The 12,459-nt window shown below is 61.5% G+C and carries 13 protein-coding genes; 5 read left to right on the top strand and 8 right to left on the bottom strand.

All coding sequences use genetic code 11. From position 1 onward, the window contains the following. Positions 1-15: 15 nt before the first annotated feature. From CN311_RS14285 to CN311_RS14255, 7 genes are all read right to left on the bottom strand, one after another. Positions 16-1,521, bottom strand: coding sequence for a TadA family conjugal transfer-associated ATPase (locus tag CN311_RS14285; protein WP_097574406.1), 1,506 nt, complete (start codon positions 1,519-1,521; stop codon positions 16-18). A gap of 29 nt (positions 1,522-1,550) precedes the next feature. After that, a complete protein-coding gene (locus CN311_RS14280; RefSeq protein WP_097574405.1) occupies positions 1,551-2,834 on the bottom strand; it encodes a CpaE/TadZ family protein in 1,284 nt (427 codons plus the stop codon). Between the two features lie 25 nt (positions 2,835-2,859). Further along, positions 2,860-3,594: a CpaD family pilus assembly protein gene (locus CN311_RS14275; protein ID WP_097574403.1), complete on the bottom strand. Its 735-nt coding sequence runs from the start codon at positions 3,592-3,594 to the stop codon at positions 2,860-2,862. 15 nt (positions 3,595-3,609) lie between these two features. After that, positions 3,610-5,148 carry a type II and III secretion system protein family protein gene (locus tag CN311_RS14270; protein ID WP_097574401.1) on the bottom strand — a complete coding sequence of 513 codons (1,539 nt, stop codon included), beginning with the start codon at positions 5,146-5,148 and terminating at the stop codon, positions 3,610-3,612. Further along, entirely contained in the window at positions 5,145-5,960 is an 816-nt protein-coding gene (gene cpaB / locus CN311_RS14265; RefSeq protein WP_097574400.1) for a Flp pilus assembly protein CpaB, read from the bottom strand. Before cpaB ends, CN311_RS14270 begins: the two co-directional genes overlap by 4 nt. A 224-nt stretch (positions 5,961-6,184) precedes the next feature. Then, the gene (locus tag CN311_RS14260; RefSeq protein ID WP_097574432.1) at positions 6,185-6,703 is read right to left on the bottom strand and encodes an A24 family peptidase; all 519 of its coding nucleotides are present in this window, start codon (positions 6,701-6,703) and stop codon (positions 6,185-6,187) included. A gap of 174 nt (positions 6,704-6,877) precedes the next feature. Continuing rightward, a complete protein-coding gene (locus CN311_RS14255) occupies positions 6,878-7,051 on the bottom strand; it encodes a Flp family type IVb pilin (protein WP_097574399.1) in 174 nt (57 codons plus the stop codon). A 357-nt stretch (positions 7,052-7,408) separates the two neighbouring features. On the opposite strand from CN311_RS14255, the gene CN311_RS14250 reads away from it, so the two are divergent. The 3 genes from CN311_RS14250 to CN311_RS14240 all read left to right on the top strand — a co-directional run bounded on the left by CN311_RS14250 (position 7,409) and on the right by CN311_RS14240 (position 9,205). Continuing rightward, entirely contained in the window at positions 7,409-7,831 is a 423-nt protein-coding gene (locus CN311_RS14250; protein ID WP_097574397.1) for a pilus assembly protein N-terminal domain-containing protein, read from the top strand. 158 nt (positions 7,832-7,989) lie between these two features. Then, positions 7,990-8,547: a TadE/TadG family type IV pilus assembly protein gene (locus tag CN311_RS14245; protein WP_097574396.1), complete on the top strand. Its 558-nt coding sequence runs from the start codon at positions 7,990-7,992 to the stop codon at positions 8,545-8,547. 37 nt (positions 8,548-8,584) lie between these two features. Next, complete coding sequence (locus tag CN311_RS14240; protein ID WP_097574394.1) at positions 8,585-9,205, top strand: TadE/TadG family type IV pilus assembly protein; 621 nt, start codon at positions 8,585-8,587, stop codon at positions 9,203-9,205. 23 nt (positions 9,206-9,228) lie between these two features. Here the strand turns inward: CN311_RS14240 and CN311_RS14235 are convergent, their stop codons facing one another. Further along, positions 9,229-10,152, bottom strand: a complete 924-nt coding sequence (locus CN311_RS14235; RefSeq protein WP_097574393.1) for a phosphate/phosphite/phosphonate ABC transporter substrate-binding protein — start codon at positions 10,150-10,152, stop codon at positions 9,229-9,231. A gap of 156 nt (positions 10,153-10,308) precedes the next feature. Here CN311_RS14235 and CN311_RS14230 point away from each other — a divergent pair, with 156 nt between their 5' ends. Then, positions 10,309-11,547 (top strand): phosphopentomutase, encoded by a 1,239-nt coding sequence (locus CN311_RS14230; RefSeq protein ID WP_097574391.1) that lies wholly within the window; start codon positions 10,309-10,311, stop codon positions 11,545-11,547. Beyond that, on the top strand, positions 11,540-12,430 hold the full coding sequence (gene mutM / locus CN311_RS14225; protein WP_097574389.1) for a bifunctional DNA-formamidopyrimidine glycosylase/DNA-(apurinic or apyrimidinic site) lyase: 891 nt from the start codon (positions 11,540-11,542) through the stop codon (positions 12,428-12,430). The genes CN311_RS14230 and mutM overlap by 8 nt, the downstream gene beginning before the upstream one ends. The last annotated feature ends 29 nt before the right edge of the window (positions 12,431-12,459 follow it).

Genomic DNA, 12,459 nt, shown 5'->3' with positions numbered 1-12,459 from the left:
GCCCCTGCCCCTTCGTCAGTCAGCACGTTTCTCCATCGCCTCGAGCGCATTGGCGAGACGCTGTTCCTCGCCATAGTAGCGGGCGCGGTCCCAGAAATGCGGGCGACCGATGCCTGTCGACACATGCTCGCCCAACAGCCTGCCGTTCGCGTCCTCGCCCTTGATGTTGTAGAGGACGAGGTCCTGCGTAATGACGACATCGCCTTCCATACCGATCACCTCGGTGATGTGGGTGATGCGCCGCGATCCATCGCGCAGGCGAGCCGCCTGTATGATCACGTCAATGGAACCGACGACGATTTCGCGCACGGTTTTTTGCGGCAGCGTGTAGCCACCCATCGCGATCATCGATTCGATACGGTTCAGGCATTCGCGCGGACTGTTCGAGTGGATCGTTCCCATCGAGCCGTCATGGCCGGTGTTCATCGCCTGCAGAAGGTCGAACACTTCCGGTCCGCGCACTTCGCCGACGATGATGCGCTCGGGCCGCATGCGCAGGCAGTTCTTGACCAGGTCGCGCATGGTTACCTCACCCTCGCCTTCGAGATTGGGCGGGCGGGTTTCCAGACGCACGACATGCGGCTGCTGCAGTTGCAGCTCGGCCGAATCCTCGCAGGTGATAACGCGCTCCTCGCGGTCGATATAATTAGTCAGGCAGTTGAGCAGCGTCGTCTTGCCCGAGCCGGTACCGCCCGAAATGACGATGTTGCAGCGGACGCGGCCGATGATCTTGAGGATCTCGGCGCCATGCGGCGAAATGGCACCGAACTTGACCAGCTGATCGAGCGTCAGCTTGTCTTTCTTGAACTTGCGGATGGTGAGCGCGGTGCCGTCGATGGCGAGCGGCGGCGCGATGACGTTGACGCGGGAGCCGTCTGGAAGTCGCGCGTCGCAGATCGGGCTCGATTCATCGACACGGCGGCCAACCTGGCTGACGATGCGCTGACAGATGTTGAGGAGCTGCTGGTTGTCGCGGAAACGAATGCCCGTCTGCTCGACCTTGCCGTTGACCTCGATGTAGACGTTCTTGGAGCCGTTGACCATGATGTCGGCGATGTCGTCGCGGGCGAGCAATGGCTCCAGCGGCCCGTAGCCCAACACGTCGTTGCAAATATCCTCGAGCAGCTCTTCCTGCTCGGAAATCGACATCGCGAAATTCTTGATCGCGATGATGTCGTTGACGATGTCGCGGATTTCCTCGCGCGCGCTTTCGGGGTCGAGCTTGGCGAGTTGCGACAGGTCGATCGTGTCAATGAGCGCCGAGAAGACCTGGCTCTTGGTGTCGTAGTAGGTTTCGCTCTTTTCGCGCTGGACCCGTCTGGGTTCCGGCGCCAATGGCGGCGCCTCCACCGCCCGGCGCGCGGGCGCCGATGCAGCCGCGCCGGACGGCGGCGGCGTGGGCTTGGCAAGAACCGCCGTTTCCACCGGGTTTGCCGGCACCGGGGCGGCAGGCGCAGGTGCCGGCTGACGGAATTCCGGCGTAAACCGGCTGCCGTCGTCGCTGCCTCTCTTACCAAACATGATCGACTACCAATTTCGCCACGGAAACATCATTTCTTGTTGCGCGAGAACTTGCCGAGAAGATTGCCAAGGCCCGCTTTCTTTCTCGCTTTGATTTCGCTGCGCCCGGTCAGCACATGCGCAATCTCGTTGACCATGGCGACGACCGGATTCTTGGCATCCATCTCGCCGAGCATGCGCCCATTGTTGGCGGCGTTTCCGAACAGCAGAGGCTCGAAAGGAATGACCGACATTGGCGAGATGCCGAGCGAGTCGGCGAAATCGGACGACGCGATCTCCGGACGCTTCGGCACACCGGTCTGATTGATGATCAGCTTCGGCGGCGGATCGTTCGGGCGAAGCCTTTTGAACATGTCGACCAGGTTCTTGGTGTTGCGCAGATTGGCCAGTTCGGGCGTCGCCGTGATGACGATTTCGTCGGCCTTGGTCAGCGTGTTCTTGGTCCAGCCCGTCCAGATATGCGGGACATCGAGCACCAGAAGCGGCACGCTGCGCTGGGCGATGTCGACAAGCTGCGTGAAGGCGTCGGGATCGAAATCGTAGACGCGGTCGAGCGTTGAAGGCGCTGCAAGCAGCGACAGGTGCTCGGCGCATTGCGCAAGCAGCCGGTCGAGATAGACCTCGTCGATACGTTCCGGTGAAAAGACCGCCTCGGCAATGCCCTGGGCCGGATCCTGATCGAAATTGATGTTGGCGGTACCGAAAGCAAGATCGAGATCGGCGACGAGCACTTCCGACTTGAACAGGGACGACATCGCCCAGGCCACATTGTGGGCGATGGTCGAGGAGCCGACGCCGCCCTTGGCGCCGATGAAGGCGATCGAGCGGCCGATCGGCTCGGCTTCCGGATCGACGAAGATCGACGATATCACGCTGACGATATCGGCCATCGACACCGGCGCGATGACATATTCCGAAATGCCGGAACGGATAAGCTCGCGGTAGAGGCCGACATCGTTGTAGTGGCCGATGACGACGACCTTCGAGGTCGGATCGCAATATTCGGAGAGCTGCGTGAGTTGTTCCAGCAGCTGCTTCGGCTCGCTGCGTGATTCCAGCAGGATCAGGTTCGGCGTCGGCGCCGATTGGTAGAATTCTATGGCGGTCGGGATGCCCCCCATATGGACCTTCAGATGGGCCTTGGCCATGCGGCGGTCCTCGCCGGCGCGCTCGACCGGATTGGCAACACCATCGGTCTCGCAAAATGCCTGGATCGAGATGCGCGGGATCGGCCGCAAGGCCTGCATCGCGGCGATATCCTGCTGCGAGGTTTCGCCGCTGTCCAAAGAGGTTTCGTAGGCCAGATTGCTCATGTCCGCTGCTCCAAACCGCGATCGGTCAGTAGTCGACTTCTGTTTCCGGAGTTGGCGAAAAGAATGGGACGTTTCGATATCCATCAATGACGATCCCACGCCTCTCGGCATCGATGGGCGTCTGCTTGCGCGGCCCGAGCAGATCGGCCGGATTGGACATCTGGGCGGCAAGATTGTTCTGATACGAGCAGCCGAAATCGGCATAGTGCTTGTTTTCCGACGTCTGCAGCAGGTCTTCGGGCCAGCGCCCGCATTTGTCGGTCTGGGCCTTTACCGAGACATAAGCGACGCGGATCGGCGCGGACGCCTCGGCCGAAACCGACTGATAGGTGGTCATGACGATCCGGTTGCGGCTGATGCCGCTGGCAATCGCCAGCCTGGCGAAATCGCGGCCGGCAGCGGTGGCGGCGATTTCGTTGGCCGAGCCGCTCGGGATCGCTATGGTCAGGGTGGGAGCGGCGCTCTTGTCATAGCCGTCGAGGAAGCCCAGCAGCGTATCCCGCTGAGAGCGGGTCATGCCGCGATCGCCGGCGCCGACCGGGAGGTCGATCTTCTCGTTCTTCTCCGCGATCACGATCGGATGGTTGGTGCGATAATCGTCCGGAACAGCGCCGACCGTGATGCTGTCGCGCCTGAGGTCGGCGCAGCCGGCCAGCAATGCCGCGACCGCCAGGACCGGGATGGCTGGCCGATAGACTCGCAAATAGCCGGACCACACCGCCGCGGTGATCGTCCGTGCCTTCGATGCTGACTGAGACATATCCCGCTTCCCCGCTTACTTGTAGATGAAGCCGACAACGCCGTGATAGCGGCCGTTGGGCCTGTCGGTCTGCATGGTGCCGTAGACGCGGTTGACGCGGCCAAGGAACATGGCGGCGCCATCGCTGGCGGCGTTGAAATTGTCGTCCGGCTTGGCGAGATCGTTGCGCGCCACCGGCTTTACTAGATAGGGCGTGATGATGATGACGAGCTCGGTCTCGTTGCGGACAAAATCCCTGCTGCGGAAGAGCGTGCCGAGCACCGGTATCTTGGTCAGGCCAGGCAATCCCGATACCCCCTGACGAACGTCATCGCGAACGAGACCGGCGATCATCATCGAACCGCCAGAAGGCAGTTCAACGGTGGTGTCCGCGAGGCGTTTGCGGATTGACATCAAAGTGAGACCGGGCAGGTCGCCGCCCCCTTCGAGCGTTGTTGCGCCCTCCGACGTGGGTTCCGAAACCGACGTCCTCACCTTGAGACTGATGCGGCCCGCCGAGAGCACCACCGGCTGGAATTCAAGCCCAATGCCATATTCGAGCTTTTCGTTGGTGTACGTAACCTGGCCCGTTTGGTTGTCGTTTGAAACGTTGTTCGTTCGGGCTGTGATAAGATTGAATTCACCGCCGACCTTGAACGTTGCCTTCTCGCCCGAAACGGCAGTGAGGGTCGGTTCGGCAAGCGTCTTCATGACGCCGCTTTGTTCCATCGCGTTGATATAGGCCTGAAGTCCATTTCCCAGCCCGTCGCCCAGTCTCAAGACTGAATTCGCCGAAATTGGCTTGCCCAATCCGTAATTGGGCGAACTTAGCGCGCCGTAGCTGATGCCATTCGCGCTGCCGCTGCCGATCATGTTGACGCCGAGCTGCTTCATCACCGAGCGGCTGACTTCGGCGACCGTCACCTTAAGCGTGACCTGGTCGTCGCCGATGATCTGCAGCAGGTTGACGATCTGGCTGACGCGGCGCTCGGCATCCGGATTGTCGATGGCGACGCCAGCGTCGGCCGAGCCGCCGGCAGCGGTCTGCGAATACTGGCCCGTGGTCGCTTCGCCGCCGGTCACGAATATGTTGGCCAAATCGGCGGCACGCTTGGCATCCAGCGGTGTGTCAACGGTCCCGGTCAGAACGACGTTGTCATTCAGCAACTCGACTTTGACCTGAGACGACGGGATGAAGCGCTTGATATAGTCTTCCAGTCCTGCCACGTCGCGTTCGACCGACAGATCCAGGCTGGCGATCTGTTCGCCATTGGGGCCGAAGACGAAGATGTTGGTCTCGCCAACCTGCTTTCCGAAAAGATAGATGCGCCTGGCGGTGCGCGTCACCGCGTCGGCGACCGCCGGGTTGGCGACGAGAATGTCATAGGCGTCGCTCGGCAGATCGATGACCACCGATTTGTTCAATCCGAGCTTGACGCGCTGGGTGGCGGTCGAAGCCGTCACCTCGGCATTCCTGCCCGCCGCATTCGCCTCGACGAGGCCATGCGTATTCGTTGCAAGCAGAAGGCCGATTACCGCCGCCAGGGTGACCGGTAGTTTGCCGTTTAGCCTCATTTCCTTGTCCCCACTTCGGAAACTTCGCCCGACTTGATCAATCGCACCGTTCCGCGCCGCCCATTGCCGGAAACAAGATAATCGGCCTCGCCCAGATTCTTCTCCTGGGTGTCGGTGATTGACCGCAGCGCCAAGGTCAGGCGATCCGCCATCTGCTGGGCGACGGTGATGATCTCCGCCTGTTGCGGCGTCAATTCCAGCGTGGCGGTCTGGCCGACCCTGGTCTTCTTGCCTTCCTCGTCTTCCTGGATGGTCTGGTCGATCGCCAGGACGCGGATGTTCTTGAGAATGGTTTCGGTCGTGAAGCCAGCGGGCGCGCCGTTGGTGGCATCGGCTCTGCGGGTCATGATAACGTCGACGAAGTCGTTGGGGAGAATGAAGCCGCCAGCCGACGTGTCGGCCGATATGGTTGTCGCGACAGCCCGCATACCGGAGGGCAGGATCGACGACATGAAGCTTTGCCCCTCGCCGACCAGCTTGGAGCGCCGCAGCGGCTCACCGGCATACATCGCCACACGGGCGACTGCGCCTTTCAACTTCTCCAGCGCTTCGGGCTCGGCGGCGCGCGTGATGAAATTCGCGTTGATCCCGTCAGCCGGCCAGGACTGCCAACTGATGTTGTTCTCGAGCTGGCTTCCCATCGTAACATCGCCGGACAGGACAAGGACGTCCTGTAGCGCGATCGCCGGCGCCTGGGGCCCGGACTCGACGATTTGCGGCGGAGGAGCCGCCACCATGTTTTTCGCAACATAGCCTGCGCCACCCGCCGCAGCCACCGCCACGCCTAGAATGATCAGTCGGGATGCTGGCATCTGTCCGAACCTCGCCCTTGGCAAACCACGTAGCCAAGCCGGACATTGCAGCGGCAATCGTCAAAACAAGGTTAATGTAATGCTTACGATCGTGATTAATTTAAGGTTTACATAAATTGGAGCGATCCGGCCTGGCAGGCGAAAAGGCGGCCAAGCCGCCTCTTGCACGGCACGAAGAAAGAGGCGGCCAAGCCGCCTCTTGCGAACACATCCTGGAAAAGAAGCTAGGCCGCCAGCCTTGCGAGAGCCCACGCCATCAATGGCGAAGCCGGAAAGGTGAGCAGCCCGCCAATGCCAAGCGCGATGCCATAGGGAACGCCGGTCTTCTCGTCCGCGAAGTGGCGCAAAAATGGGTTGTGGCTCGTAATGGCCGCGAGCGGCGATTTCCGATAGACGAGAATGGCAAGGGTCAGCAGGCCGCCGATGAATGTCGAGGCCACGAGATATTCAACGAGATGGATATTCAGGCCCATCCAGATGGCGGTGGCGGCCAACAATTTGGCGTCGCCGCCTCCCATGCCGCCGAGCGCAAACAGACCGAACGTCACGGCGAGAACGAGGCCGCCGGCGGCGAAATGCCAGCCATAGGTCGCCCAGTCCATGCCCGTCAACGGCGCGACCAGCGCAAAGACGACCACAAGCAGCACCGGCACGCGATTGGCGATCGTCATCGACAGCATGTCGGAGATCGCGGCGAAAAGCATGCAGAACGGGAAGACGACGAAGATCAAGGCTTCAAGCATCGGCGCGGCGCCCATGGTCAGCTGTGTCCGGTGTATCCGGGGTCAAACTATGCTGGCTCCAGCCTAGGCAAGTTGGATTAACGATTGATGAGGTCGCCAACTGAAAAACGACCGGCACAGCGAAAAAGGGCCGCCAATGAGGCGGCCCTTGCTCTGGAAGACGACGAGACGTCGTTAGTTGGTTTCGTTGAGCTTATCGGCGACGTTGGTGAACTTCGCGTTCAGCGCGTTGCCCAGCGAGCCGGCGCCGACCATGATGGCGAGCGCGATGAGAGCGGCGATCAGACCGTATTCGATAGCGGTCGCGCCGGATTCGTCCTTCACAAAACGTGCAATGAGATTAGACATCAGGAACTCCTACTCCACGTGTTACAGCAATTCCGTCAACTTCTCTTGGTGGTTGATCGGATGCTGCCAATCTATGGAGAAGCTCTTTCGATCGGCTTAATAAACAGCCTTACCGATTCCTTTCGCGCGTCCTGGGCATTGTGTGGTTAACCATCAGCTAAAGTAAGGCCAAGGCGCTGAAAAGCAGACCATGGGGCCCAAAGGACCGGGTTTCGGAATTTGAACCGGGCGATCCGGGCGAGCCATCGGATCACAAGGTTCTTCCCCGGCACCTTCGGGAGTTCCCATTCGCTTAACCGTTGGTTCACCAATCTCGTTCATATTCCGTTGAGCAGTTTGTCGCCGTGGAGCGCTTTAATGACCGGGCCGAGATCGTCATTTTCGATTGCCGCGTTTCTGGCGGCGGCGGCCTTTGTGGTGCCGGCCAAGGCCGGCGCGGGCATCGAGGTCACGATGAACCAGGCCAAGATCGTCAAACTGTCGCGCCCCGCGGACACCGTCGTCGTCGGCAATCCGGCGATCGCCGACGCTTCCGTGCAGGATGCATCGACGATCGTGCTGACAGGCAAGGGCTTCGGCGTCACCAATCTGGTTGTTCTCGATCAGGACGGCAGCCCGATCGTCGACGAGCAGATCACCGTCGTGCGGCAGGCCGCGTCGTCGGTGCGCATTTACCGACGCGCCGAAGTGCAGACCATGTCCTGCGCGCCATATTGCGAAAGCTCGTACAAAAGCGAAGCGGAGAAGACCTCCGAAGCCGAAATGAACGCCAATCGGTAGGCCAACGGACTATTCTTTTCTTCATCTCGCTGAGATGTCGCTTCGGTTATCGGCCGGTTAAAATCCTTCCGCAGAATTTATCGGCCATCCAAACTGGACCTCAATGCATTTCCGCTAATGATCCTCCCACACCGCGTCAGGATCGGCAGGAATAGAGTATGGGCAAAGCAGGGCGAACAGGTTTTTTCGGACGCTTCGTCCGCGACCGGCGCGGCAGCACGGCGCTGGAATTCGCGATCCTTGCCATTCCGTTCGCCCTACTGGTCTTCGCCATACTGGAGAGCTGCATTTCTTTTGCGGGCCAAGAGGTGATGGCCAACGCCACCGACGACGTCGCACGCCGGCTGCGGACGGGCCAGGAAAAGCAGGCCGACATGAACGAGGCCACGCTGAAGGCCATGATCTGCAGCCGGTTGGAGATCATGGTCGCCAAGGACTGTCCCGGATTGGAGGTGGATCTGCGCAAATACGATACCTTCGCCGCAGCCGCGGCCGCGGGCTTCAAGATCCAGGACCGCAAGATCGTGCTGACGGGCACGACTCCAACGACTTTTACGGTGTCCCCGGGCCCGGCTGAATCAATAAACATGCTGCGGGTTTTCTACAAATGGCCTGTCATGACCGATTTGATGGCCAGTTCGATGGCCAATCTGGAAGGCGGCAAGACGCTGCATTTCGCGTCGATTACCTGGCAGAACGAGCCGTTCGACAACTGAGAATTGCACCGTCGTGCGAGCAAAGAAGGACAAGGGCATGGTTCGTGCGGGGGCACATCTGGGCATCGCAGGCTTCGGTACGAGAGCAATCCGGTTTTGCTGCGACCGCCGCGGTATCGCGGCCGTCGAGTTTGCCTTGATCGTGCCTGTCCTGCTGATCATGTACTTCATGACCATGGAAGCATCGCAGGCCATCGAGACCAGCAAGAAGGTCAGCCGCATCGGCAGCATGGTGGCCGATCTCGTCACCCAGCAGCAGTCCGTCAACAAGGCCCAACTCGATGCGATCATGCAGATCGGCAATTCCACTCTTCAGCCCTATAACCGCTCGACCCCGAAAATCATCATCACCGCGATAGAGGTCACGAGTGATACGACGCCAAAGGTCCAGGTCGTCTGGTCGCGCAAGATGGTCAATGACGCCTTCAGCGCCGACGCGGCGAAGAACTCCATCACGGAGGTGCCGCCAGCGCTTAACGTCAAGGGCACTTTCCTCATTCGGGTCGAAAGCGAGCTTGACTATGAGCCGATCATCGCATGGACGGCCGAGAAGGCGAAGCCACTTGGATTGACCGCCGCCTTCGCCAACATAACTATGGGCGAAACCTACTTTCTCAGAGCCCGCAGAAGCCCGACGATCTCCTGCAGCGACTGCTGAAGCAACCGTTTGGGCAATATGCACTATCGTTGATGGTCGCTGCCTGACACCAAGCGCACGACGGCCGCGGCCATTGCGTAATCCCGCGGACGGGCAACGGTGAACCCGCCGGAATGTTTCGCTTCCAGAAGCTCGTAGATATCCGGCGATATCGATCTGAGGTTGGTGAGGAACACGGTGAGCCGCCGCTTGGCCTCGGGGTTGAGGTCGCTGCGAACCGCATGGGGCCCATACCGCAGCAGGCCGGACTTCCACACGACCTGAAGCGCCGTCTTCGAAAGTCCTGCCGCTTCCAGCCTGGCGACGGTGCCGCCCGCAATTTCCGGCCTGTCGTCGGCTGCTGACGGTATCCAGCCGAACAGGGCATCGGCCTCGCCATCGACCAGCATTGCTTCGGCCGCCGCAGCCGAACTGGCGTGTGTCAGAAACGGCGCGTCCTCGCCGACCTTGACGCCTTCAGCGGCCAATCCTGCAAGCGGCAGGAGCGAGCCGCCGACGCTGTCCGAGGGTGACATGACGATGCGGTGCCCTGCCATCGCCGCCAGATCGGGAACCTTGTCATCCCGCGTCAGCAGAACCGATCGGATGCCGAAGGCGCCGTCGGAATCGACCGGCGCCACGAGAGGTTCGACGCAGCCGCAGCGTTCCGACGCGGTGGCGTAGGCGGTCGCCGAATAGATCGCATATTCGATGCGGGCATCGGCCTGCGCCTCGATCAGCGCCGCATAGTCGCGGGCAACGACGAACTCCACTTTCATGCCAAGCGCCTTGGTGTAGGCGTCCGTCAACAGAGCCAGACCCGGAACGCTGTTGCCGGCGCCGGGTTCGGCGACGATGCCGATGCGAAACGTACCAATATCATCCCGCCAATCGGCGCGCGCCGGGCCGGGCCACGAAGCGCCAAGCAGCGCCAGGATGGCAGCGGAGGCCTTCAAGGCATGTTTCATGTGTTCCCCCGCCGGATTTCCATCGAGCCATGCCATTCGGCAATCGCTGTGTCTCAACTATCGCGCCATGCCGTTGCCGTTTGGTTTCCGAATTGCCAATGGCAGCGCGGCCCCCTATGTCTTGGCCAACAGACAGAGAATAATGAATTCCTGATAATGGCGCGCGCCTTCCTTTTCGTTCTCGATTCCTTCGGCATCGGCGGCGCAGCCGACGCCGAGCGCTATGGCGACGCCGGCGCCAATACGTTCGGCCACATCGCCATCGCCTGCGCGGAAGGCCGCGCGGATCGTGAAGGCTTGCGCAAGGGACCACTCGCCGTACCCAACATGTTCTCGCTCGGGCTTGCCCGTGCGGCCGAGACCGCGACCGGGCTGAAACTCGGCAACGGCGAGTTGTCGCAGGCGACGGCTTTTCATGGGGCGGCGGAGGAAGTCTCCAGCGGCAAGGACACGCCATCGGGCCATTGGGAAATCGCCGCCCTGCCGATCCGCTTCGACTGGGGCTATTTCCCGGACACGGTCCCTGCGTTTCCAGCCGAACTGACCGAAGCAATCATCCGGGAAGGAAAGGTGCCGGGCATTCTCGGCAATTGCCACGCCCCGGGCACCGAGATCATCGAGCGGTTCGGCGAGGAGCACATCCGCACCGGCAAGCCGATTTGCTACACCTCCGTCGATTCGGTGCTGCAGATCGCCGCCCATGAAACCCACTTCGGCCTGGAGCGGCTCTACGAATTCTGCAAGGTCGTGCGCAGGCTGGTCGATCCGCTGAACATCGGCCGTGTCATCGCACGGCCCTTCATCGGGGAAACCGCGGGCAGCTTCGAACGAACGCACAACCGCCGCGATTACGCCGTGCCGCCGCCGGAACCGACTTTGCTCGACCGGCTGACGGCGCGCGGCAGCCGGGTCATCGCGATCGGCAAGATCGGCGACATTTTCGCCCATCGCGGCATCTCGGAGGTGCGCAAGGCTGCCGGCAACATGGCGATGTTCGACAAGGCGCTAGGCGCGATGGACGATGCCGGCGACGGTGATCTCGTCTTTGCCAATTTCGTCGATTTCGACACCGAGTTCGGCCACCGACGCGACGTCGCCGGCTATGCGGCGGCACTTGAGGCCTTCGACCGACGCCTGCCCGAAGCACTGGCCAAATTGAAGCAGGGCGACCTGCTCATCCTCACCGCGGACCATGGCAATGATCCGACATGGCACGGCACCGACCACACGCGCGAACGCATTCCGGTGATCGGCATCGGACCGGGGTTGAAGGGCGGCGATATCGGGCTGCGAACAACCTTCGCCGACATCGGTGAAACCGTCGCCGAGCATCTCGGGCTGGCGCGCGGCCGTCACGGTACCTCCTTCCATGCAACGATAGGCGCCCATGCCTGAGCTGCCGGAAGTCGAAACGGTCCGACGCGGCCTGCAGCCGGTGCTGGAAGGCGCACGCATCGCTGGCGTCGAGGCGCGCCGTGCAGACCTCAGATTTCCGTTTCCGGAGAGATTTTCGGAGCGGCTGACCGGCAAGACGATCACGGCGCTCGGCCGCCGGGCCAAATACCTGACGATGCATCTGGACGGCGGTCCGGTATTGATCTGCCATCTCGGCATGTCGGGTTCGTTCCGCATCGAAACGGCCGACAGCAGCGACCTGCCGGGCGTGTTCTATCACGAGCGTTCAAAAAGCGCCGCGCATGATCATGTCGTGTTCGATGTCGTCTCGCCGGAAGGCGGCCGATCGCGTGTGATCTTCAACGACCCGCGCCGATTTGGTTTCATGTTGTTTGCGGAAGGGGCGCCCGACACACATCCGATGCTGGCGGGGCTGGGTGTCGAGCCGACCGGTAACGCGCTGGACGGCGCGCTGCTCGCCTCGCTGCTGAAAGGCCGAAAGGCGCCACTGAAAGCAGCACTGCTCGACCAGCGGCTGATCGCCGGGCTCGGCAACATCTACGTATCGGAAGCGCTGTGGCGCGCCGGCCTGTCGCCGCTGCGCGAAGCAGGCACCATCGCCAAGGCCGGGAAGAAGGCTGGCGAGCAGGCTGAATGCCTCGCCGCGGCGATCCGTTCGGTTATTGCCGATGCGATCGCCGCCGGGGGATCGTCGCTGCGCGACTATATGCAGACCGATGGCTCACTGGGTTATTTCCAGCATTCGTTCGCGGTCTACGATCGGGAAGGCGAACCCTGCTCCAGGCCTGGTTGCGGCGGCCATATCGAGCGCATCGTGCAAAGCGGGCGCTCGACCTTCTATTGCCGGACCTGCCAGGGGTAAGCTAGGACCGATCGACATTCATCGATTGC

Origin of the sequence: Mesorhizobium sanjuanii, from assembly GCF_002529485.1 — a bacterium.
GTDB classification, from domain to species: Bacteria; Pseudomonadota; Alphaproteobacteria; order Rhizobiales; family Rhizobiaceae; genus Mesorhizobium; species Mesorhizobium sanjuanii.
The sequence above is the reverse complement of the archived record's forward strand: the minus strand, read 5'-3'. Positions and strand labels throughout refer to the sequence as shown.